Origin of the sequence: Faecalicoccus pleomorphus DSM 20574, from assembly GCF_000420345.1 — a bacterium.
Lineage (GTDB): Bacteria > Bacillota_I > Bacilli_A > Erysipelotrichales > Erysipelotrichaceae > Faecalicoccus > Faecalicoccus pleomorphus.
In genome coordinates this window covers 26,206-48,862 of the sequence record NZ_ATUT01000013.1, presented here as the reverse complement: position 1 = coordinate 48,862, position 22,657 = coordinate 26,206, and the positions used below count along the sequence as shown (strand labels likewise).

Here is a 22,657-nt window from a genome sequence, read left to right as displayed (position 1 = left end):
AAGAATACTTTAGTAAGGGGATAAATTTATGATGCACCAAATCAGAGAATTTGAAAAAAATCGTATCGTTCATCTTATTGTTTCGATTTTATTGATGATTGTCAGCGCCTTGATGCAGTCGTATATCATGCAGGTATTTATGGATCCTTGTAACTTATTGTCAGGGGGATTTACCGGTATATCTATTCTGATCAGTCGAATTTTAGGCTTGTTCCAAATCGACTTTCCGGTTTCTGTAGGAATTATTCTTTTAAATTTGCCGGCCGCCATCCTTTGTTATAAGGAGCTGTCCAAACGTTTTGTCTATTTAAGCTGTTTACAGTTTAGCCTAGTATCTGTTTTTCTGGAGCTGTTTCAGTTTGATCCGTTTTTTGACGATCGAACTTTGAATGTTTTATTTGGTGGTTTACTTTGGGGCTTTTCCATTGCGATGGCTTTGCGTGCCGGAGGAAGTACCGGAGGAACGGATTTTATTGCACAGTATGTATCCAATAAAATTCATAAAGGAATATGGGATTATATTTTTATTGGAAACTGTATCATGCTGGTGATTTTCGGATCTATTTTTGGATGGGTCTATGCGGGCTATTCCATTGTGTTTCAGTTCTTATCCACAAAGGCCATCTCCAGCTTGTATCAACGATATAAACAGATCACTTTGGAAATTATCACAAAAGATCCGGAGCCCATTATTGAAACCTTTATGGCAACTTGTCATCATGGCATGAGTATCTTTGAAGGATACGGAGGCTATTCACATAGTAAGATTTATGTATGTAAAGCTGTTGTCAGTACGTATGAAGTGCAGGATGTCATTTATAATGTTCGGCAAACCGATCCTAAAGTCATTATCAACACCTATCATACCGCCAACTTTTACGGTCGTTTTTATCAAAAACCATTGGATTAAGAATACATCACACAGAAAAGGCTGTGTGATTTTTTTTTGTTTATAGCTTTATTATTTTTGTGAAACAAACATTCCGTAGCATTTTTTTGTTTGCATTTTATGTAAATTGTGATATATTTCTAGCGCTATGTTTAAAATACAGTTGATTGATCATCTGAATCGGCAGATTCTTTATCAGGGAAAAGCTGAGATAGAGTACACAAATCAAGGTGTGCGGTATTGTTTTGCCAATGAAAGGTTTTCTTTCTCGTGGACAGCGTATAAAGACACTTTGATCATCGACAGTATTTCCGAAGTCCATGTACATTTGGTTCTTAGATCTCATAAAAGGACAAAAGGATGGATTCGTACAGAATTTGGCGAGATCGATGTATCTTGTTTTACACATCATTACGAGATGCAGGATCAGCGTATTGAAATACAATATGAATTGGATATGGAAAAACAAAGTCAAAGGTTTGAATTTGTATTAGAAATAAAGGAGGCAGAATATGCAGTCCATTGAAATTGAATTAAAAAAAGCAATCCAGCAAGCGATTCAAAAAAGCTTTGGTTTGGAAGTTTCTTTGGAACAGATTGCCATTGAGATCCCTAAAAATAAAGACCATGGTGATTTTTCCAGTAATGTTGCGATGCAGCTGGCAAGAACGTTGAAACAAAATCCAAGAAATATCGCAACACAGATTACCGAAGCTTTGGATAAGGAAAGCTGCTCCGTTTCCTCAATGGAGATTGCGGGTCCTGGTTTTATCAATTTTACTTTGGATACCAATCGATATTCCAAAGTCATTGAAGAAATTTTGGAAAAGAAGGAAAACTATGGTCAACAACCATCCAATGGAATCAAAGTAAATCTGGAATATGTCAGTGCCAATCCGACCGGTTCTTTGCATTTGGGTCATGCCAGAGGGGCCGCCTGGGGAGATAGCTGTGCGCGTATTATGAAGAAAGCCGGGTACGATGTCACACGGGAATATTATGTCAATGATGCCGGAAATCAGATTACGAATCTGGCCTTATCCTTGAATGCCCGCTATCGTCAGGCGCATGGCATAGATACGGAAATCGGTGCCGATGGTTACCTGGGGGACGATGTAAAAGAAAAAGGTTTCGCATTGGCCAAGGAGTACCCGAATCAATATTTGGAACCGACACCGGAAAATTTAAACTTCTTTAGGAAAGAAGGAATAGCCTTTGAATTGGATAAGATCAAAGAAGATTTAAAAGAGTATCGTGTAGAATTTGATGTTTGGTCCAGTGAACAGGCGATTCGCGATGCCGGTAAAGTAGAAGAAGCGCTGCAGTTGTTGGATGAAAAGGGATATACATACCGAAAAGATGGAGCTTTGTGGTTTACCACTACAAAATTTGGGGATGATAAAGATCGTGTACTTCAAAAAACGGATGGATCCTATACGTATTTAGTACCGGATATTGCTTACCATAACGATAAATTCAAACGTGGCTTTGATGTGTTGGTTGATTTCTTTGGAGCCGATCATCACGGCTATATTCCTCGTTTAAAAGGAAGTATGACAGCCTTAGGTAATGATGCCGATAAGCTGCATGTGGATATCATACAGATGGTGCGACTGGTATCAAATGGTGAAGAAGTCAAGATGTCAAAACGATTAGGCAATGCGACAACGATTTCGGAACTTGTGGAAAGTGTCGGAGTTGATGCGGCTCGTTACTTCTTTGTACAAAGAGCACTGGATTCGCATTTGGATTTTGATGTCGAACTGGCCAAGAAACAGTCTAACGATAACCCGGTTTATTATGCACAATATGCGCATGCCCGTATGTGTTCTATTCAAAAACAAGCTACAGATATTGCGTTAGCTGATCACTTTGAGCGATTGAATCATGAAAAAGAAATAGAGCTGTTAAAGACACTGCAGGAGTTTAATAAAGTCATTACCGAAAGTGCTCGTACTCGTCAGGTTCATAAAGTATGTCACTATATTCAAAACCTGGCCTCTAAATTTCACAGTTTCTATAATGCCTGTAAAGTCTTAGATTCACAGGATATTGAACTTACTTCACAACGTTTAGCCTTGGTGAAAGCCACACAAATTGTCTTAGCCAATGCTTTAGAATGTATCGGTGTACAAGCCGTAGAATCTATGTAAATGTTTTAAAGGAGATTTTAGTATTATGAAACAGTCAATGACCGATGTTGCCTATCAGATTTTACAAAGTGGTAAAGATGCTATGCCATTTATTGAATTATGGACTCGTGTATCCAAAGAATTGGGATTTAATGAAAGCCAGTTTGATGACAATATTGCTCAGTTTTATACGGATTTATCAATTGATGGGCGCTTTTTCAACATGCCGCAAAACAACTGGGATTTAAGAAGCCGTCATACTTTTTCAGAAAGCGTGATGGATACGGATTCAATCGCCATTGATGAAGATAGCGATGACGAAGACCAGGATGAAACACTGGATTTGGATGAAGAAGTCAAAGACGAAGATCAAGAAGACGAAGATTAGTCATTTTTTAGTCACTTTCCTTTTTGATAATAAAAGGGAAAGGAGAAGAATGCGCACGATAAAGGCCTGCCGTTTGGCAGGCTCTTTACTTACTATTTAGAATAGAATACAATGAAGAACGAGGAAAATGTATGTTTAAAAGTATAAAGTACGTTTTAAAAGAAAATTTTTCAAATTTATTTCGAATCTATTCCATTGCCAAATATGAACTGTTGGCCGATATGCGTGATTCCAAATTTGGGATCTTCTGGAATTTCGCATCACCGGCTATTCAGGTCTTTACCTATTGGCTGATCTTTGGTGTCGCATGGAATAGAAAACCAATAGAAGTAAACGATATTAAAGTTTCTTATCTTCCATGGCTTGTTGTAGGATATGCGACCTGGTGGTTCATTCAGCCGTGTATTCAAAAAGGGTGCAGTGCCATTTTTTCCAAGACCAATGTGATCACAAAGATGAAATTTCCGGTTTCGGTCTTGCCGGCAACGGTAGTCTGTAAAGAATTGTTCAATCATGGATGCATGTTGATCATTGCCTTGGTTACTTTGTTTTTATGTGGTTATACACCTCAGTTCAACTGGCTTTGGATTTTTTATTATATGTTTTGTGCCTTTGTATTTTCGGAAAGTGTATCGTTGATTCTTTCAGTGTTGACCATGCTCTGGCGAGATATCAAAAAACTGGTGACATCTTTGATTCGAATGTTTATGTATTTTTCACCGGTCATTTGGGATTGTACCTTCAGCAGTCATGTACCTTTTCATGAATTTTTGAATTCTATCATGAAGTTAAATCCAGTCTATTACATTATTCAAGGATACAGAGATGCAATCTTCTATGGACAAAGTGTGCTGGATCATCCGGTATATACCTTATATTTTTGGTGTGTGGTACTGGTCTTGTTTGCCATCGGCTGTACGTTGATGTTTAAATTCAAGAAGAAGTTTATCGATTTGATATAGAGGTGGATATGGCAGAATATGCAGTAAAAGTAGATCATATTTCCAAAATCTACAGTTTAAAAAATAAAAATAACCAGCATAAGTCCAACAAACGATTTTATGCCTTAAAGGATCTGTCTTTTACGGTCGAAAAAGGAGATGTTGTCGGTATTCTGGGAACAAACGGTTCCGGAAAATCAACATTGTCATCAATATTGGCCGGTATCAGTGATATTGATGAGGGATCGATCGAAATTCATGGAGAACAAGCCTTGATTGCCATCAACACCGGCTTGAATGTGCAATTGACCGGGGAAGAGAACATTCGGGTAAAAGGCGCATTGTTGGGATTAAAGAAAAAAGAAATACAACGTATTACACAAAGTGTGATTGATTTTGCCGAATTGGGAGATTTCTTATATCAACCGGTAAAAAAATATTCCAGCGGTATGAAATCACGTTTAGGTTTTTCCATTTCACTGGCTCTTGATCCCGATATTTTTATCGTCGATGAAGCTTTGTCCGTAGGGGATAAAGGCTTTGCGAAAAAATGTTTGGATCATATGATGAAATTAAGAGATAACGAAGGAAAGACGATCTTCTTTGTGTCCCATTCTATTTCACAGGTTCAACAGTTTTGTAAGACGGGAATGTGGATCGAAGGAGGAAGGCTACAGGAGATGGGAGATATTGAAACGGTCTGTGCGCATTATTCGGAATATGTGGATCAGTTAAACGCGTTAAAACCAAAAGAAAAGAAAAAAATATTGAATGAAAAATTTGAAGAACGTGTTTTACCAGATACGAAACAAAGCTTTTTTTCAAGATTGTTGGGAGGATTATAAGATGAAAACAGTCATTACTTATGGAACCTTTGATTTATTTCATATCGGGCATCTGAATTTACTCAAGAGGGCAAAGGCATTAGGGGATTATTTGATCGTTGCGGTCAGCAGTGATGAATTTAATCGTGGTAAAGGCAAAGTCTGTCAGATCAAAGATACTGATCGTATGCAGATCGTAGAAGCCATTCGCTATGTCGATAAAGTCATTCCGGAAACCAGCTGGGAACAAAAAATAGAAGATGTCAAGAAATATAATGTAGATATTTTTGTCATGGGAGATGACTGGAAGGGAAAATTTGACTTTTTGAAAGAGTGTTGTGAAGTCATTTATTTGCCAAGAACAGAAGGCATTTCCACAACACAGTTAAAGGAAGAGTTAAAAGGCGATGAATAAGATCAGTATAATCATCCCTTTTCAAAAATATCTTCATTATTTAAAAGAATGTTTACAGTCATTAAAAGAAAGTACCTATCAAGATTTTGAAGTTTTGATCGTGTGTGATCATGTGGATGAAACTATGCAAAAAGAGATCCGGAATTTGAGTGATCTTTCCTTGCGTATTCTTTCATTGGAAGAAAAAACTGGGGTAGCGGCTTGTCGTAATGAAGGCTTACAACAGGCAAACGGAGAGTATGTCTATTTTTTAGACAGCGATGATTATATTCTGGAGGATACATTATTCCATTTGGTTGAACATCTAAATGGACAAGATGTGGTCTATGGAACGATTCGCAATACATGGAACAATAAAGCCAATTTTTTAGATAAACTTTCTAAAAAAGAGGTTGATGCGGATGATGAAGCCGAAAAAGAGCAGGCACAGGAAGAAAAGATTCAAAATCATTTAGAACGTTTCCAGAATCAGGACACAGATCGAATGCTTGCGATTTATCATACGATGGTCAAGCGCAGTGGATTTCAGACCATCACGGCTTTGTCTAATTTATACAAAAGACAATTCTTGATTAATCATCAAATTTCTTTTGATCCAAACTTTCGCTATTTCAGTGATCAGATCTTTTTGGCACAGGTTCTTGAAAAAGCATCCTCTTTTCAGTATGAAGAAGAGGCCTGGTATATCAAGAGAAAACACAACGATCCAATCAATGAACCAAGCTTAAATCAGGAAGAAAGCGATACTCGTTTTGAAGAAAGATGTCTGGCGGTAGAATGTGCTAGAAAATTGATCGATGCGCAAGGACCGGTACGTTATTATCTGGATAAAAAGTTGATTCGTTATGTCACTAAGACAATGATCAAACGCATACGAAGATCGCAGGATGAAAAATGGAGAAACGAATACTTTGTTCGTATTCAATCCACTTTATTAGATACGGCCCCTAGAGTATTAGATGATCTTTCTGCCAAACAAAAGCGAATCATTTTATTGATGATGAAAAATGATCTAAAAGGCGTACAAAAGGCAATTCGCTGGAGTTTTGGCAAGGCAAAGCTTAAAAGCATATTTGCGAATAAAAATAAGAATACGTTATATAAACTGGCCTATTATCATCGATATTTAAAAATGCCCATCAAAGAAAATGTGGTTTTGTTTGAAACATTCATGGCGAAAAATTATTCTGATTCTCCCAAATACATCTATGAAGCTTTAAATCGGATGTATCCGGGAAAATATGAATGTGTGTGGGCCATCAATGGGAAACATGATATTCCGTATGGGGCAAAAACGATCAAACGTTTTTCTTTTCAATATGCTTATTATTGTGCCATAAGCAAATATCTTGTCTTTAATGTTCGACAGCCATTATGGTTTCGTAAAAGAGAAGGACAGGTATTTTTAGAAACATGGCATGGAACCCCGTTAAAGCGTCTGGTGTTCGATCAGGAAGAAGTCACCAGTGCATCTCCGAAATATAAAGAACAGTTTTATAAACAAAGAAAAGAATGGGATTATCTGGTTAGTGCCAATCCATTTTCATCTAAGACATTTAGAAGCTGTTTCATGTACGAAGGAAAAATGTTGGAATATGGATATCCGCGCAATGATATTTTATATGCCCCGGACAAAGAAGAAAGGGCAAGGCGTTTAAAAGAAAAATTAGGTATTCCTTTAGATAAAAAGACTATTTTATATGCGCCAACATGGAGAGATGATGAGCATTATGGTAAAGGTGAATATAAATTTACGCTGGCTTTAGATTTAAAGAAAATGAAGACCATGCTGGAAAAGGACTATGTGCTTTTGTTGCGTACCCATCATTATATTGCGGACAAGATCGATACGACAGGCCTGGGAGGGTTTGCGTACAATTTAAGCACTTATGATGATATTTCTGAAATTTATCTGATTACAGATATTTGTATTACGGATTATTCCAGTGTCTTCTTTGATTTTGCGAATTTAAAGCGTCCGATTCTTTTCTATACGTATGATATAGAGAAATATAAGAATCAACTTAGAGGTTTTTATATTGATATGAATACCGAAGTGCCGGGACCGCTTTTATATACCAGCGAAGAAGTGATTGATGCGATTCTTCATATAGATACGATACAAAATCGTTATCAGAAGCGATATGACGATTTCTATGATCGATTCTGTTGTTTTGATGACGGCCATGCCAGTGAGAATATTGTTAAAGAGGTGTTTGGCTAGAAAGGAAGAAAGAATATGACCATCTTACGTTTTTTTAAAAAATGGGCAGGTAAGCTGATTCGTATTGTTTATCGATGTATCTATCGGTTGATACCGGTCGATGACAAGCTGGTCATATTTATTTCATTTCATGGGCGGGGATACTCGGATAATCCCAGAGCGATATTTGAGCAGATGCAACAGGATCCAAACTGGAAAGGGTATCGCTTTATCTGGTTTATCAAACATCATAAACAAAAGAACATTCAAATCAAAGGTGCGGAAATCAAAGAGTATTTTAGTTTTTCCTACTTTTATTATTTATCCAGAGCTAAGATTTGGGTGGTAAATTGTAAATTACCGCTTTATATCTGTAAAAAGGAGAATCAGATCTATTTACAGACATGGCATGGAACACCGTTAAAGAGATTAGCCCATGATATCGATGTCAGTGAAGATACCACGTTTTATCGTTCCGGTGTTTCTTATGAACAAATGTGTCACAGTTATGATGTCGATGTAGCTCGTTATAACTTTATGATCTCGCCAAATGCTTTTTGTACTTCGGTATTTCCTCATGCCTTTGGGATCAATCCTAAAAAATTGGTGGAAACCGGATATCCACGCAACGATTTTATTGCGAATGTGACAAAGGATGAAATTAGTTCGATCAAAAAAAGGATGAATTTGCCATTGGATAAAAAAGTGATCTTATATGCTCCGACATGGCGGGACAATTCGTATGTGGCGGCCGGCTATACGTTTGAGTTAAAAGCTGATTTCCATTTGTGGAAAGAAATATTAGGTAGCGATTATATTGTGTTGTTTAAACCACATTACCTGATCATTAATCATTATCAAAATGATGCTTCTCTACAAGGCTTTTTATACAATATTCCGGCAGAGGCAGAAATCAATGAATTGTATGTGATCAGTGATGTTTTGATCACGGACTATTCCAGTGTGTTCTTTGATTATGCGATCTTAAAACGTCCAATGTATTTCTATATGTATGATTTAGAAAGCTATGCCAGTGATTTAAGAGGATTTTATATGGATATCACAAAAGAGCTTCCAGGCAAGATCTATCGTGATGAAAAACAACTTTGTGAAGATATTAAAAACGAAGTTTATGATGCATCTTATTTAAAAGAATTTCACGATCGTTTCAACAATTTGGATGATGGACAGGCATCAAAACGTATCAGTAAACTGTTGATTGAGGCAAGGACATGAAAATAGAAAAAATCATCTTAAATATAGTCTTATCCATTTTAAACGGACTTACATTCTTTATACATCCTAAACAAAATCGAATTACGTTCATCTCAATGACGGCCGATCATTTGACAGGGGATTTCTATCAGATCGATCAAGCCTTAAAAAAAGAAGGATGTTACGACATTCACTATGATTTGTTTCAGATTCATAAAACGATAAAAGGATATTTTCTATATTTTATTAATCTTTGTCATCAGTTGATTCAGATGAAACAAAGCAAATTGATCATTTTAAATGACAACAATTATATTGTTTCTCAATTTAAACCAAAAGAAACTAAGGTTTTACAGATATGGCATGCCTGCGGTGCCATAAAAAAGTTTGGTAATCAAATTGAGCGTTCTTATCCGATCCAAGGGTATGATGCGGTTTTATGCAGTGCCCCGTACTGGAAAGAAGTGTATGCCCAGGCGTTTGGTGTAAATTCAAGCCAGGTTTATGTAACAGGATTGCCGCGAATCGATGAGCTGTTAGATCCACAAAGACAAAAAACACAAAAAGAAATGTTGTATGCGAAATATCCAATGATCAAAGAGAAAAAATGTATCTTATATGCACCTACATTTCGTGGAAATATGGTCAAAGGATTTCAAGTGGCCAGCTTTGATATGGGAAAGATATTGGATGCTTTAGGGGATGAGTATTGTATCTTATATAAGTTTCATCCATTATTGCCGGATATTCAAATCAATCATCTACGAGCTATCGATTGCCATGATGAAGATTTGTATGCTTTAATGCATGTCAGTGATGTTTTGATCAGCGATTATTCCAGTGTCATTTTAGATTATTCCTTACTGAATAAACCTATGATTGCCTATATTGATGATGTAGAAGAGTATGATCAAACGATAGGATTCAATTTAGACTATCGAAAGGAATTTCCGGGACCTGTTTGTCTAAATGAAAGAGAATTGATCGATGCGTTAAAAGAGGTATATATCCATTCCGATATATCGCGCTTCCAACAAAAATATATTATTCATAAGGATGGACAGAACACCAAAAGAGTAATTGAGAAAATTCATGAATTGATGAGAGGATAAAAAATCCTCTTTTTTTATACCTTTTGCCTGAATATAGATTGATGAAATATAAAAAATAGAAATTTTTCAAAAAAAGTCTGAACTTTGAATTTTTATACGTATATAAAATACAGAAGATCTTCAAAAAGCATATAACAAAGGAGATGAAGTGTGAACAAAGACAATATTATGAAGAAATTATTTGAAGATAAAGAAGTATTCGCAAGCTTTATCAATGGTGTGATCTACTAGGGAAGAAAGAGTCGAAGTCACTCATGAACTTGGCAGTTATCAAAGAAGAATGATCAATCAAGGAAGAGGCGAATTAGGAAGTAAAAGAGAAAATTTGTGCATTAGGCTACATAGAACAACAAATACAGGAAATTTATGATTTGTGAGTAGAATGAAACAATAACCATAGTTATCTTATAGACATGAATAATGTCTGTTTTAAAGATAGACTACTCCTAGGAAACGATCTTTGATATAATGACATCGCATGGAGAAACAGAATGAATCAAATAACATTTAAAGAAGCTTGTATGAATCATGGGATTTCTATAGAAGACAAGCAAATTGAACAATTAAAGCGATATATGGAACTTTTATTGGAATGGAACGAGAAGATGAATCTGACGGCCATAACCGATCCGGACGAAATTTGGGAAAAGCACTTTTTAGATTCAATTCTTCCTTTTAAGGATCTTTCTATTTCCAGTTTTTGTGATGTCGGAAGTGGGGCAGGATTTCCATGCCTGCCGGTGAAGATCGTATTTCCGCAAATACAATGTACGATGATCGAACCGTTACAAAAAAGATGCCGCTTTTTGGAACATGTGATCCAGGAATTAGACTTAAAAGAAATCGAAGTCTTAAATCTGCGGGCCGAGGATGTTGCCAAAAATCATCGTGAAGTTTTTGACTGCATCAGTGCCAGAGCAGTGGCTCGGTTGAATATCTTATTGGAGCTTTGTACTCCTTTATGTAAAGTAAACGGACGATTGGTTTTCTTGAAAGGAAAAAGTGGACTGGAAGAGTTGGAAGAGGCAAAAAAAGCCATGGAAGTATTAGGGCTTCAATTTGATCGAAGTGAAACACTTCAGATTGAAGATGCGCAACATATCAATTTATATTTCACAAAGAAGAAAAAGACTTCTTTAAAATATCCGAGAAATTATGGACAGATCAAAAAGAAGCCTTTAGGAGGATAGTATGTCAAAAGTAATTGCGATTTCTAACCAAAAAGGTGGCGTTGGGAAAACGACAACCGCTATCAATTTAAGCAGTGGATTGTCCTATATGGGCAAAAAAGTTCTTTTAATTGACTTTGATGCGCAGGGTAATGCTTCGCAGGGACTTTTGGCTATCACAAAAAGAGGACAGCCAAGCATCTACAATGTGCTTTTAGAAGATATGGATCCAGAACAAGTCATCGTACATAAACAAGAACCAGCTATTGATATTTTGCCGGCAAATATAACATTGGCCGGAGCAGACCTGGAACTGGACAAGATTGGCAATGGAAAAGAACAGATTTTAAAAAAGCGGTTGGCTTCTATAAAAGATCAATATGACTATATCATTATTGATTGTCCACCTAGCCTGGGAATCTTAAATACCAATGCCTTAACGGCGGCAGACAGCGTATTGATACCGGTTCAGTGTGAATATTATGCACTGGAAGGTGTGACACAGCTTTTATTGACGATCCGTTTGGTTCAGCAGCTTTACAATCCAGATCTTAGAATTGAAGGAATCTTAATGACGATGTTTGATATCCGTACAAAACTGAGCGTTGAAGTCTCACAGGATGTACGGCAAAATTTCGGCAAGCAGGTTTATCAGACCAGTATTCCAAGAAATATCAAATTATCCGAAGCACCTTCACGCGGCATGTCCATTTTTGAATATGATGTGACCAGTGCAGGAGCCAAGGCGTATGGAGAATTGACAAAAGAATTAGTAAAACGTAACGAGAGGGGGTAGTGCTTATGGATAATAACCGTTTGGGAAAGGGGTTGAATCAGCTTTTCGGACAGGACATTTCAAAAGTGCTGGATGAGATTCAAAATGGCGAAGTTCATACTGAATCACAGGAACAGACAAAAATCGATGTGGACCAGATTCGACCTAATCCTTATCAGCCTCGAAAAGTATTTAATGATGAAGCTTTACAGGAGCTGAGTCAAAGTATTGCACAACATGGGGTATTTACACCGATCCTGGTCAAAAAGAGCATTCAGGGCTATGATCTGATTGCCGGCGAACGAAGGCTTCGTGCCAGCAAATTAGCAGGATTAAAAGAAATACCGGCGATTGTTGTTAACTTTAGCGATCAGGAAATGATGGAGATTGCTTTACTGGAGAATATCCAGCGAGAAGATCTAAATGTCATCGAAGAAGCGAAGGCGTATGAACAACTTATGCATCGACTGCATTATACGCAGGAGCAACTTGCCAATCGTGTGGGAAAATCCCGAGAACATATCACAAACACGCTTCGTTTGTTGAAACTGCCAGAAGATGTACAAGATTTGGTTGTACAAAAGAAATTGACAATGGGGCATGTTCGCGCTTTGTTGGGATTAAAAAATGAACTGGATATGCGTAAAGTAGCCAAGCAGGCAATCGAACAGGGCTTATCGGTTCGTAAAGTCGAACAAATTGTAAAAGATAAGACTTCTAAAAAGGTCACAGAACCAAAACCGGAAGAAGATCCGTATGTTAGAGATGCGAAAAGTAAATTGGAAGAATATTTTCAGACATCTGTTTCTATTTCAGCGCATTCGGTTTCGATTCATTATCAAGACAAGGAAGATTTAACTCGACTTTTAGAACTTTTACATCTGATTGAGGAAGAGTAATCTTCCTTTTTTTTGTGGAGGAATTTGTCAAAGCTTATCTTTTTGCGTATAATAGAATGCATTCATGGGGTCTATACAAAGAAAAGCGCCAGGACTGTAATTTTACAGTTGACGAGGACCAGGTTTTTCGAAAGATTCGGCGGGTGACCTGGAGGCTGGATACGGCCTGAAACAATGGACAAAAACAGTCTGTGAAGATTGAACAAATCCATTCGGTATCCTCCATGAAGTGAATAGAAAATGGAGGATTTTTTTCATGTGCGGAATTACAGGTTTCGTGGGTAAAGGGGAAGCTTTACCATTTTTAATGCAGGGTTTAAACAAACTCGAATACCGGGGATACGATTCAGCCGGTGTGACTTTAGTAGATGATAATGGATTATATACCTTTAAAAGTAAAGGGCGTTTGTGTCAGCTGGAAGACTTGTTGAAGGGAGAGTCACATCCACAGAAAACCGGGATTGGTCATACGCGCTGGGCTACGCATGGCATTCCCAGTAATCTTAATTCACATCCACATACGAATGCGAAGAACACGATTTCTATCGTACATAATGGTATTATCGAAAATTATCAGGCCATCAAAAAAGAGTTGATTCGACAGGGATATCCTTTTTTATCGCAAACCGATAGTGAAGTCATCGTGCATTTGATCGACTACTATGATCGAGGAAATCTATTTGCGGCACTACAAAAGGCAGTGCGTTATTTAGAAGGAAGTTTTGCCTTGTGTGTGGTGTCTGTACAAGATCCTGATACGATTTATGTTGCCAAAAAGGAAAGCCCTATGATTATCGGACATTGTGCATCTGGTAGTTTTTGTGCCAGTGATATACCGGCTGTTTTAGAATACACCAAAGATATTTTGAGTTTAGAGGATGGACAAATTGCGGTGTTAAAAGCCGATGGAATACAAGTCTATGATTTTCAGGGAGAACTTCAGAAGCAAAAATGGATGCATATTCCTTACGATCTGCAGGCAGCGCAAAAAGGTGGTTATGACACTTTCATGGAAAAAGAGATTCATGAGCAGCCTTATGTTCTATCAGAAACCTTGCGTGGTCGAGTGGATAATGATGTGAGAATGGATGAGCTGAAAGAAATCAATATCAACTGGGAAAAGCTGGAAAGAGTTTACTTTTTGGCATGTGGAACTGCTTTAAATGCAGCTTCATTTGCGCAAGATCTGTTTCGTCAATGGGTTCCAGCCTGTCCTTCCTTTGCGTTGGCAGCCAGTGAATTTCGGTATGGGAATTACTATTTGAATTCGGATACGCTATGTATTTTTGTGTCGCAATCCGGAGAAACAGCTGATACCCTGGCAGCTTTACAGTTGGCAAAGGAAAAACAGGCAAAGACGTTATCTATTGTCAATGTATTGGGGTCTTCACTGGCTCGTAAGTCGGATTGTACGCTTTATACTTGTGCCGGACCGGAAATCGCAGTGGCGAGCACAAAAGCTTATACGACACAGCTTGTACTCTTGGTATGTCTGATGATCGCATTGAGTGAGAAATTAGGATGCCAGCCTAAAGATGTATCTAAACTGATGGCAGATTTGAAAAGAATTCCGGAAATCACAAAGGATATGTTGGCGCAACAAGAAATTGTCAAAGATTATGCACAATGTTTAAAAGATCAAAAAGATGCGTATTTTATCGGACGAAGACTGGATTATTTCAGTGTTGTGGAAGGCGCTTTAAAGCTAAAAGAGGTTTCCTATGTCCATGCGGATGCTTATATTGCCGGCGAACTTAAACATGGACCGATTGCCTTAATTGATAAAGGAACGGTGGTCATAGCGCTTGCGACACAGGAAGAAGTTGCTTCTAAGACGATTTCCAACATTGAAGAAACCATCGCCAGAGGAGCTAACGTTATACTGATTACGACTCAGTATCAGGATACCCATGCATTTCAAAAAGTCCTGCGCATTCCGGATGTACACCCGGCTTTGGCAGCTATACCAGCCGCTATCCTTTTACAGCTTTTTGCCTATTATGGAGCGGTGTTAAAAGGCTGTGATGTCGATAAACCTAGAAATCTTGCCAAGTCAGTAACCGTGGAGTAATCAAATAACTTTGATAAAGCATAAAAATTGAAAAGCCTTTTTGAACCGTGATTAAATAGGGTCAAAAAGGAGTGAGAACAAGTGCTAAATTATGTACATGATATTCCGACTAAGATCTATTTTGGGAAAACCAGATTTCCCAACTGGAAAGTATTTTAAAACCATTGGGAAAGAAAGTTTTGTTGGCATATGGCGGTGGTTCCATCAAAAAGACAGGATTGTATGATACGGTCAAAGAAATCCTTGATGCGGGTGACTTTGAGGTGGTGGAATTATCCGGTATTGCGCCTAATCCTCGAATTGAATCCGTTGTTGAAGGCGTTGCACTTTGTAAGCATCATCAAATTGATGTGATTCTGGCAGTTGGCGGCGGTTCTGTCATTGACTGTTCCAAAGCCATTGCGGCCGGTGTTTATTATCCAGGAGAGGATCTATGGGAAATGGTCAAAACGTCAGATCATCTTCAAAAGGCATTACCACTTGTTGATATTTTGACATTGAGTGCTACTGGTTCTGAATTTGATGGCGGCGGTGTTATTTCCAATTTAAAAACAAAAGAAAAACTTGGAGGACTTTTTACCTATCCTACGGCTTCCATTTGTGATCCGACCTATACTTTTAGTGTTTCTTCCTATCAAAGTGCTTCCGGAGCTGCTGATATCATGAGCCATATTATGGAAGGATACTTCTCAAAAACAAAAGACAGTGATTTATCGGATGAATTGGCACAGGGTGTTTTAAAAACGGTGATCAAAAATTTACCAATCGTACTTAAAGAACCGGATAATTATTCTGCCAGAGCTAATTTGATGGCCTGTGCCTCCGTAGCATGCTCCGGCATTCCGGAATACGGAAAGGCTTCTACCGGATGGCCTTGTCATGCGATGGAGCATGAGCTTTCCGCTTACTATGATATTACGCACGGTGTGGGACTGGCGATCTTAACACCTTCATGGATGCGCTATATTCTTCAAAAAGATCCCTCAGTAACGTGGCGATTTGTTCGTTTTGCCAAAGAAGTTTGGAATTTGGAAGATCAGGATGAAACAAAGATTGCCTATGCGGGCATCGATGCGTTGGAACATTTTTTCAAAGAGGCGGGTATCCCTATGCGTTTAAGTGAACTAGGTATCGATGATATATACTTTGAAGAAATGGCCAGGCATGCCAATCGTAATGGACGTTTATCCAATGCCTTTGTTGCTTTAAATGAGCAGGATATTGTCGAAATCTTTAAAAATTGTCTATAAAAACAGGCTCTTTCTCAATTTTGTTTTGAGGAGGAGCCTGTTTTGTCTTCTAAAATGGAATATCCTTCTTTTCGTACACGATGAACGATAAAATCGATCGTATCATCCAATCCATGATTTGCCAGATATTGTAGAAGAAAGAGAATTAGTCGGTCTGTATCCGGATGGATCATGATGCGATTTCTACCTTGCATGTAATAATCCAGAGCACTGTGGTTGGTATATTGATCTTTTTGATAGATCATACTGGCGGCGACACGATCACAAAACATCTCGATGACATAATTGACCGGCATCTTTACCGGATGGACTCCATTTGGTCCATTATCTAACCAGTATTCCCAGTGATGTTTATTACGCCCTTTATGATGCAGCCAGCTTAAAGAATAACCTATGTCTTCTTTCTGGGCATCGATAGGGGAACGAAAGCCTTGAAAGTAAGTAAAGCCTGTTTTTAATTCTGTCCAAGTGTATTTACTGAGATCGTGCAAAATCCCCTGCTTATACAAATGACAGCGAAAACAAAGCTGTGTAACTTTGGCTTTATGTTGATTGATCGTTTTCAGATGACCTCGAACCTTATGCATGGACAACATAGGATCCCTCCTGTCTGTATCTTATTCTAACACAATCCATGATCACAAAATTTTATTCTGTATTTAAAAGTGATAAAATGGTTCCGTTGAATGAATCGCAGGGAGGCAAACACATGAAATTCAGTGAATATCCATATCATACAATTGATGTCAAACAGGCAAAAGATACACTTGTCAAAATAGAAAAACGGTTGATGAACGCAGAAGATTATGCTTCTTTTAAACAAGCCTTTAAAGATTTAGATGCGTACAAAAAAGAGCTTTATACACAATTTAGTTTGTGTGAAGTTCGTCATACGATTGATACAAGGAATGAATATTATAAGAAAGAACAGGAGCATATTGATGAAATTGCACCAATCTTACAGGAAGATCTGGTTCGTATTTCTAATGTGATTCTGGAAAGTCCGTATCGAAAAGAATTGGAAAAGGAAATTCCTTCTACTTATTTTCTGGCTAAAGAATTTGATAAAAAATGTTTTTCTCCAGACATCATTGAAGAGCTCCAAAAGGAAAATCAATATTCCAGTCAGTATCAACAGCTGGTTGCCAGTGCGCAAATTGAATTTGAAGGAAAAAAGCGTACTTTGTCCGAATTAGAACCATTCATGAAGGCAAGCAATCGCTCTATGCGAAAAAAAGCTACAAAAGCATACTGGGGATGGTTTGAGAAACATGAGGAAGAATTAGGTAAGATTTTTGATTCTTTGGTAAAGATACGAACAAAGATGGCACAGAAGCTGGGATATAAAGACTATACAGAAATGGGATACTATCGCATGTATCGTTTTGATTATACGAAAGAGGATGTTCAAATGTATCGCAAACAGGTATTGGACACGGTCGTACCGGTTACGACTTCTCTTTTTGCGCGCCAACAAAAAAGACTGGGACTGGATGCGTTATATGCATGGGATGAAAAGGTGGAGTTTCAAAGCGGAAACCCAACACCTAAGCAGGATGCCAGGACTATGGTAGAAATTGCACTGCATATGTATCAGGAACTTGATAAAGATACCGGTGAATTCTTTCAATTTATGGTAGATCATAAACTAATGGATTTGGAAAGCAAACCGGGTAAGGCTGCCGGTGGATATTGCACATCTTTTGATACATATGGTGCACCGTTTATCTTTGCGAACTTCAATCAAACCAGTTCAGATGTAGAAACTCTCACGCATGAGGCTGGTCATGCTTACCAGGCATATGCTTCCCGTGATATTTTTCCGTCGGATTGTATCTGGCCAACCAGCGAGAGTGCAGAGATTCATTCCATGTCCATGGAGTTTTTGACATATCCCTGGATGAAAGACTTCTTTAAAGAAGATACCAGAAAATTTTATTTTCAGCATTTAAGCGATGCCATCAAATTTTTACCTTATGGAGTTTTGGTAGATCACTTCCAACATGAAATCTATGCCCATCCAGAATATACGCATACCAAGCGTATGGAAACATGGAGAAAGTTGGAGAAGATGTATTTGCCACACAAAAACTATGATGAAATTGCTGTGTTGGAAAGAGGTGGCTGGTGGATGCGACAGCTTCATATCTTTATGGATCCGTTTTATTACATCGACTATACACTGGCACAGGTCTGTGCTTTACAGTTTTGGAGCCGGGCTCAAAAAAGGGATCCAAATACATTAAAGGATTATAAAAAAATCTGTAAATTGGGTGGCAGTCTTCCTTTCCGAAAAATCGTGCAGGCTGCAAACTTAAAGAGTCCTTTTGAAGAAGGTTGCCTGAATGAAGCAATGAAAGAAGTACAGAACGCATTGAATGCGATTACCGATGAGGAACTACAATGAGAAGAACAAGGCAGGAACTACCAAAAGAAGAAACGTTAGAGATTTTGAAGAGAAATACATCGGGAGTTTTGGCTTTATGCGGCATGGATCAAAAACCATATGCGGTGCCATTAAGCTATGTTTATGCCAACCAAAAGCTTTATTTTCATGTGGCTTTGGAAGGGTATAAATTAGAACTGCTGAACCAGAATCCAAATGCTTCTTTTTGTGTCATTGATAAAGATGAGATTTTACCAGAAAAATTTACGACAAAATATAAAAGTGTCATTGTTCAAGGAAAAATCACAGTGGCAGACGAGCATGAAAAAAGGAATGCGATTACGCACTTAGCAAAAAAGTATGCCCCAGATATGGATCCACAAGACGAAATTGATCGATTTTGGAATCAGTTTCTGATCTTGGTTTTAGAACCGGCAACATGCACGGGAAAACAAGGAATTGAACTGGTGGAAGATGGATTACAGCTTTAATAGATTGGCATATTCGGCATAGTGTTTTTGAATCAGATGATTGAATTGAAGCTTTAAATATCCCATCGATAGAAACCAAACCAGGATAAAAACAAGAACTAGCATAGCAGCCAACATGGCAAAACAAATCCATAATATATCTGGTTTTTCACTGAGAAAAAAAGTAAGGATCAGTAAGATTGCCAAAATCAAAAGAGTCAAACAAACGGCAGCTTGAAAGGCTTTATGTTTGCGTTTTTGTTCCTTAAGTAAAATGGAATATATAAATTTTAACTGTTCTAAGGACAGTTCTTTGTGACAGATTTTGTGTTTTGTATCTGCGTCCAGTTTTGCGATAAAGATCTTAGCCATATCTGTATTATAAATCGGGAAAGTATCAAAAGAAAGGAGAAAGGTATGCAGAATCAGTATTTATCCAAGCTTCGAAATGGAGAAACGTTACACACATCTGATCAGATCAAGATGATATTTTTACTGGCATTGCCGGCCATCCTTTCCCAGATTTCCAGTACCGTGATGCAGTATATTGATGCCAGTATGGTGGGAAGCCTGGGTGCCAATGCCTCTGCCAGTATTGGGTTAGTATCCAGTACAACATGGATGTTTGGCGGAATTTGTTTTTCCGGTATTACCGGTTTTAGTGTTCAGGTGGCTCATGCCATTGGAGCCAAACAATTTAGTAAGGCACGAAATATCATGAAGCAGGGCTTTGTGATCGGTTTGGCTTTTGCCCTGGTTTTAAGCTTGATTGGATGTCTGATTTCTTCTTCGTTACCAATATGGTTAAAAGGAACACCGGAAATTGTTCAAAATGCATATTACTATTTTTTTGTGTTTGCCCTTTTTTTGCCCTTTCAACAGCTGAACTACATCGCCACAGGGATGCTGCAGGCATCCGGAAATATGAAAGTGCCCAGTTTATTGAATATCCTGATGTGTCTGTTGGATGTTTTCTTTAACTTATTTTTTATCTTTTATTTGAATCTGGGCGTCATGGGTGCCAGTATCGGTACGGGCTGTTCTCAGTTGGTCGTGTCGTTATTGTTGTGTGGATTTTTGTTTTATAAAAGTGATATTTTAAAGCTTCATAAAGGGGAAAAGCTGTGCTTTGATCGACATACGATTCAAAGAGCCATGCAGATTGGTCTTCCGGTAGGATTGGATCGCTTTGTGACAAGCAGCGCTTATGTGGCATTTACCCGTATCGTATCACCTCTTGGGACGATTGCGATTGCGGCCAACAGTTTTGGGATCACGGCTGAAAGTTTATGTTACATGCCGGGGTATGGAGTACAAAGTGCTGCCGTTACATTGATTGGACAAAGTATTGGTGCCAAAAGACAAGATTTGACCTTTCGCTTGGGCACGTTGACTACGGCATTAGGCGTTGGCTTGATGACTTGTTCTGGCTTGTTTATGTATTTTGGTTCACCTTTGATGATGCATTTATTAACTCCTGATGCGCAGATCATCGCTTTAGGGGTACAGATCCTTCGTATAGAAGCTTTTGCCGAACCGATGTATGGAGCCAGCGTTGTCGTGGCTGGTGTTTTGCAGGGAGCTGGGGATACACTGTCTTCCTCTTTGATGAATCTTATCAGTATGTGGCTGGTTCGTATTCCTTTGGCAGCCGGTTTAGCCGGTCATTATGGCTTACCGGGCGTCTGGTTTGCGATGGCGCTGGAGCTTAATGTTCGTGGCATTCTCTTTTTATTTCGACTCCTTCGTAAAAAGTGGATGCATCGCCTAAAGGCTTCCTAGAAAAGACTCTTCGTTGTTTTTAAAAGAAGATAATGGTATTCTTATCGTATGAACGAAAGACATGCGAAAATATTAGAGTTATTAAGTCGATATCATAAAATGGAAGTCTCGCGCCTTTCCACGCTTTTAAATGTTTCACAGGTAACGATTCGAAAAGATCTGATTGCCCTGGAACAAAGTGGGATGTTGGTTCGTGAACATGGATATGCCACGCTTAATAACAGTGATGATATTAATAAAAGGCTTGCCTTTCATTTTGAACAGAAGATGCAGATCGTAAAAAGAGCCGCACAACTGGTTGAAGATGGGGAAACGATCTTTATTGAAAGTGGATCCTGTTGTGCTTTGTTGGCAGTGGAAATCGCACAGACAAAAAAGGATGTAACGATCGTAACCAACTCGGCTTTTATTGCCGACTATGTGCGCAAGATCGAAAATGTTCAAATCGTTCTTCTGGGTGGAAACTATCAAAAGGAATCGCAGGTCATGGTAGGACCGATGACGGCGCAATGTGCGCAGGCTTATTTTGCGGATAAATTGTTTATCGGCACAGATGGTTTTAGTATTCGTACCGGATTTACTGGAAATGATTATATGCGAAGTGTTGCGGTACAAGATATGGCTAAACAAGTGGAAAAAGTCATAGTGGTGACAGATTCCTCCAAGTTTTATCAGAAAGGCAATGTATCTTTGATCGCCACCAATCGAATTCATATGTTGATTACCAATCCGGATATTCCTTTGGAACAGGAACAATATTTATTGGAACAAAAAGTAGAAATTATAAAGGCTTAGAAAAAACAATCTAAGCCTTTTTTTATGAATTCATTTTGATATTCCGTTAAATCTTCTTTCTGCAGTGCCTTGACATTTTTATAGGCATATTCTTTATGCATCATTTCATATTTTCGTTCTCCAAATTGATGAAATGGAAGAAGTTGTACTTTTTTTAACCCGATTTCCGTCAACAAAGAAGCTAAACCGGCGGCATCTTGGATGGAATTGTTAAAGCTGGGGATAACCGGAATACGGGGAAGGATTTCCAGACCTTGATGAAAGGCCCATTTTAAGTTGTTGATAATTTGTTCATTGTGAACGCCGGTACCTTCAAAATGGCGGTTGGTATCATAGTGTTTGACATCAAATAAGAGCAGATCAAAGAGTGGCGCCAGCTCATGAAAGGTTTCTTTTGGAATATAACCGGTTGTTTCAATCGCCAGATGTAAATTGTGGTTTTTTAATTCTTTGACCAGTTCTTTTAAGAAGTCTGGTTGTGACATCCCTTCCCCGCCGGATATCGTGATACCACCGCCGGACTCTTCATAAAAGTCTTTATCTTGTAAGGCAATGCGCACGATTTCTTCAATTTCCTTTGTTTCTCCTTCATTAGACAGTGCACTTTGAAGACACGTTGAAACGCAGTTCAGACAGCCTTGGCAAAGCTCTTCATCGATATGAATTTCTTCCTCTCTACATGAAATTGCCTGATGCATACAACTTTTTACACACTGAAGACATTGTACACATTTCTTTTGATCCCATAAGATTTGAACATTGGCGCTTTGGCTTTCAGGATTGGCACACCACTTACAGCGCAAAGGGCAGCCTTTTAAAAAAATCGTAGTTCGAATACCGGGTCCATCATGAATCGAAAATTTTTGTATGTTGAAAATAAGTCCTTTTGTCATGGCTATAGTGTATCAGTAGAAAGTCAGTTTGTAAACATAAAAAGTTTC

Annotated in this window: 22 protein-coding genes; 19 read left to right on the top strand and 3 right to left on the bottom strand. The window is 38.2% G+C overall.

What is annotated here, in order from left to right:
* The first annotated feature begins 28 nt into the window (after positions 1-28).
* The 15 genes from G413_RS0106835 (at position 29) to G413_RS11180 (ending at position 16,283) form a co-directional block, all read left to right on the top strand.
* On the top strand, positions 29-910 hold the full coding sequence (locus G413_RS0106835) for a YitT family protein (RefSeq protein WP_022790172.1): 882 nt from the start codon (positions 29-31) through the stop codon (positions 908-910).
* 127 nt (positions 911-1,037) lie between these two features.
* A complete protein-coding gene (locus tag G413_RS0106830; protein ID WP_022790171.1) occupies positions 1,038-1,415 on the top strand; it encodes a DUF1934 family protein in 378 nt (125 codons plus the stop codon).
* Positions 1,402-3,042, top strand: a complete 1,641-nt coding sequence (argS, locus tag G413_RS0106825; protein ID WP_022790170.1) for an arginine--tRNA ligase — start codon at positions 1,402-1,404, stop codon at positions 3,040-3,042. Before G413_RS0106830 ends, argS begins: the two co-directional genes overlap by 14 nt.
* A 25-nt stretch (positions 3,043-3,067) precedes the next feature.
* Positions 3,068-3,409 (top strand): DNA-directed RNA polymerase subunit delta, encoded by a 342-nt coding sequence (rpoE, locus tag G413_RS0106820; RefSeq protein ID WP_022790169.1) that lies wholly within the window; start codon positions 3,068-3,070, stop codon positions 3,407-3,409.
* A 131-nt stretch (positions 3,410-3,540) separates the two neighbouring features.
* Positions 3,541-4,371: an ABC transporter permease gene (locus tag G413_RS0106815; protein ID WP_022790168.1), complete on the top strand. Its 831-nt coding sequence runs from the start codon at positions 3,541-3,543 to the stop codon at positions 4,369-4,371.
* Positions 4,372-4,379: 8 nt separating this feature from the next.
* Positions 4,380-5,195, top strand: coding sequence for an ABC transporter ATP-binding protein (locus G413_RS0106810; RefSeq protein ID WP_022790167.1), 816 nt, complete (start codon positions 4,380-4,382; stop codon positions 5,193-5,195).
* 1 nt (position 5,196) lies between these two features.
* Positions 5,197-5,589 carry a glycerol-3-phosphate cytidylyltransferase gene (tagD, locus tag G413_RS0106805; RefSeq protein WP_027969103.1) on the top strand — a complete coding sequence of 131 codons (393 nt, stop codon included), beginning with the start codon at positions 5,197-5,199 and terminating at the stop codon, positions 5,587-5,589.
* Complete coding sequence (locus G413_RS0106800) at positions 5,582-7,813, top strand: bifunctional glycosyltransferase/CDP-glycerol:glycerophosphate glycerophosphotransferase (protein ID WP_022790165.1); 2,232 nt, start codon at positions 5,582-5,584, stop codon at positions 7,811-7,813. The genes tagD and G413_RS0106800 overlap by 8 nt, the downstream gene beginning before the upstream one ends.
* Positions 7,814-7,828: 15 nt before the next feature.
* Entirely contained in the window at positions 7,829-9,028 is a 1,200-nt protein-coding gene (locus G413_RS0106795; RefSeq protein ID WP_022790164.1) for a CDP-glycerol glycerophosphotransferase family protein, read from the top strand.
* Positions 9,025-10,119 (top strand): CDP-glycerol glycerophosphotransferase family protein, encoded by a 1,095-nt coding sequence (locus tag G413_RS0106790; RefSeq protein ID WP_022790163.1) that lies wholly within the window; start codon positions 9,025-9,027, stop codon positions 10,117-10,119. The genes G413_RS0106795 and G413_RS0106790 overlap by 4 nt, the downstream gene beginning before the upstream one ends.
* Before the next feature lie 491 nt (positions 10,120-10,610).
* The gene (gene rsmG / locus G413_RS0106780) at positions 10,611-11,309 is read left to right on the top strand and encodes a 16S rRNA (guanine(527)-N(7))-methyltransferase RsmG (RefSeq protein ID WP_022790162.1); all 699 of its coding nucleotides are present in this window, start codon (positions 10,611-10,613) and stop codon (positions 11,307-11,309) included.
* Between the two features lies 1 nt (position 11,310).
* Positions 11,311-12,084, top strand: a complete 774-nt coding sequence (locus G413_RS0106775; RefSeq protein ID WP_022790161.1) for a ParA family protein — start codon at positions 11,311-11,313, stop codon at positions 12,082-12,084.
* 5 nt (positions 12,085-12,089) lie between these two features.
* Positions 12,090-12,962: a ParB/RepB/Spo0J family partition protein gene (locus tag G413_RS0106770; protein ID WP_022790160.1), complete on the top strand. Its 873-nt coding sequence runs from the start codon at positions 12,090-12,092 to the stop codon at positions 12,960-12,962.
* A gap of 256 nt (positions 12,963-13,218) precedes the next feature.
* On the top strand, positions 13,219-15,033 hold the full coding sequence (gene glmS / locus G413_RS0106765; protein ID WP_022790159.1) for a glutamine--fructose-6-phosphate transaminase (isomerizing): 1,815 nt from the start codon (positions 13,219-13,221) through the stop codon (positions 15,031-15,033).
* Between the two features lie 164 nt (positions 15,034-15,197).
* Positions 15,198-16,283 carry an iron-containing alcohol dehydrogenase gene (locus G413_RS11180; RefSeq protein WP_239462907.1) on the top strand — a complete coding sequence of 362 codons (1,086 nt, stop codon included), beginning with the start codon at positions 15,198-15,200 and terminating at the stop codon, positions 16,281-16,283.
* A gap of 14 nt (positions 16,284-16,297) precedes the next feature.
* Here G413_RS11180 and G413_RS0106755 read toward each other — a convergent pair whose 3' ends face one another.
* A complete protein-coding gene (locus G413_RS0106755; RefSeq protein WP_027969100.1) occupies positions 16,298-16,870 on the bottom strand; it encodes a DUF5662 family protein in 573 nt (190 codons plus the stop codon).
* Positions 16,871-16,992: 122 nt separating this feature from the next.
* Here G413_RS0106755 and G413_RS0106750 point away from each other — a divergent pair, with 122 nt between their 5' ends.
* Positions 16,993-18,690 carry a M3 family oligoendopeptidase gene (locus G413_RS0106750; RefSeq protein ID WP_022790157.1) on the top strand — a complete coding sequence of 566 codons (1,698 nt, stop codon included), beginning with the start codon at positions 16,993-16,995 and terminating at the stop codon, positions 18,688-18,690.
* Positions 18,687-19,160, top strand: a complete 474-nt coding sequence (locus G413_RS0106745; RefSeq protein WP_022790156.1) for a pyridoxamine 5'-phosphate oxidase family protein — start codon at positions 18,687-18,689, stop codon at positions 19,158-19,160. Before G413_RS0106750 ends, G413_RS0106745 begins: the two co-directional genes overlap by 4 nt.
* On the opposite strand, the gene G413_RS0106740 is transcribed toward G413_RS0106745, so the two are convergent.
* Entirely contained in the window at positions 19,149-19,511 is a 363-nt protein-coding gene (locus G413_RS0106740) for a hypothetical protein (RefSeq protein ID WP_022790155.1), read from the bottom strand. The genes G413_RS0106745 and G413_RS0106740 overlap by 12 nt on opposite strands.
* A gap of 45 nt (positions 19,512-19,556) precedes the next feature.
* Here G413_RS0106740 and G413_RS0106735 point away from each other — a divergent pair, with 45 nt between their 5' ends.
* Together G413_RS0106735 and G413_RS0106730 are read left to right on the top strand one after the other, a co-directional pair.
* Positions 19,557-20,921 (top strand): MATE family efflux transporter, encoded by a 1,365-nt coding sequence (locus G413_RS0106735; protein WP_022790154.1) that lies wholly within the window; start codon positions 19,557-19,559, stop codon positions 20,919-20,921.
* Positions 20,922-20,969: 48 nt separating this feature from the next.
* Positions 20,970-21,716 (top strand): DeoR/GlpR family DNA-binding transcription regulator, encoded by a 747-nt coding sequence (locus G413_RS0106730; protein WP_022790153.1) that lies wholly within the window; start codon positions 20,970-20,972, stop codon positions 21,714-21,716.
* Here the strand turns inward: G413_RS0106730 and G413_RS0106725 are convergent.
* The gene (locus tag G413_RS0106725; protein ID WP_022790152.1) at positions 21,713-22,609 is read right to left on the bottom strand and encodes a glycyl-radical enzyme activating protein; all 897 of its coding nucleotides are present in this window, start codon (positions 22,607-22,609) and stop codon (positions 21,713-21,715) included. The two genes, G413_RS0106730 and G413_RS0106725, sit on opposite strands and share 4 nt — an antisense overlap.
* Between the last annotated feature and the right edge of the window lie 48 nt (positions 22,610-22,657).

Coding starts and splice junctions, on each gene's coding strand:
- G413_RS0106815 (WP_022790168.1), top strand. CDS start 3,541: ATGTTTAAAAGTATAAAGTACGTTTTAAAAGAAAATTTTTCAAATTTA.
- G413_RS0106830 (WP_022790171.1), top strand. CDS start 1,038: ATGTTTAAAATACAGTTGATTGATCATCTGAATCGGCAGATTCTTTAT.
- G413_RS0106735 (WP_022790154.1), top strand. CDS start 19,557: ATGCAGAATCAGTATTTATCCAAGCTTCGAAATGGAGAAACGTTACAC.
- G413_RS0106750 (WP_022790157.1), top strand. CDS start 16,993: ATGAAATTCAGTGAATATCCATATCATACAATTGATGTCAAACAGGCA.
- argS (WP_022790170.1), top strand. CDS start 1,402: ATGCAGTCCATTGAAATTGAATTAAAAAAAGCAATCCAGCAAGCGATT.
- G413_RS0106810 (WP_022790167.1), top strand. CDS start 4,380: ATGGCAGAATATGCAGTAAAAGTAGATCATATTTCCAAAATCTACAGT.
- G413_RS0106725 (WP_022790152.1), bottom strand. CDS start 22,609: ATGACAAAAGGACTTATTTTCAACATACAAAAATTTTCGATTCATGAT.
- glmS (WP_022790159.1), top strand. CDS start 13,219: ATGTGCGGAATTACAGGTTTCGTGGGTAAAGGGGAAGCTTTACCATTT.
- G413_RS0106835 (WP_022790172.1), top strand. CDS start 29: ATGATGCACCAAATCAGAGAATTTGAAAAAAATCGTATCGTTCATCTT.
- G413_RS0106770 (WP_022790160.1), top strand. CDS start 12,090: ATGGATAATAACCGTTTGGGAAAGGGGTTGAATCAGCTTTTCGGACAG.
- G413_RS0106755 (WP_027969100.1), bottom strand. CDS start 16,870: ATGCATAAGGTTCGAGGTCATCTGAAAACGATCAATCAACATAAAGCC.
- G413_RS0106795 (WP_022790164.1), top strand. CDS start 7,829: ATGACCATCTTACGTTTTTTTAAAAAATGGGCAGGTAAGCTGATTCGT.
- rsmG (WP_022790162.1), top strand. CDS start 10,611: ATGAATCAAATAACATTTAAAGAAGCTTGTATGAATCATGGGATTTCT.
- G413_RS0106775 (WP_022790161.1), top strand. CDS start 11,311: ATGTCAAAAGTAATTGCGATTTCTAACCAAAAAGGTGGCGTTGGGAAA.
- G413_RS0106745 (WP_022790156.1), top strand. CDS start 18,687: ATGAGAAGAACAAGGCAGGAACTACCAAAAGAAGAAACGTTAGAGATT.
- G413_RS0106730 (WP_022790153.1), top strand. CDS start 20,970: ATGAACGAAAGACATGCGAAAATATTAGAGTTATTAAGTCGATATCAT.
- G413_RS0106800 (WP_022790165.1), top strand. CDS start 5,582: ATGAATAAGATCAGTATAATCATCCCTTTTCAAAAATATCTTCATTAT.
- G413_RS0106740 (WP_022790155.1), bottom strand. CDS start 19,511: ATGGCTAAGATCTTTATCGCAAAACTGGACGCAGATACAAAACACAAA.
- rpoE (WP_022790169.1), top strand. CDS start 3,068: ATGAAACAGTCAATGACCGATGTTGCCTATCAGATTTTACAAAGTGGT.
- tagD (WP_027969103.1), top strand. CDS start 5,197: ATGAAAACAGTCATTACTTATGGAACCTTTGATTTATTTCATATCGGG.
- G413_RS0106790 (WP_022790163.1), top strand. CDS start 9,025: ATGAAAATAGAAAAAATCATCTTAAATATAGTCTTATCCATTTTAAAC.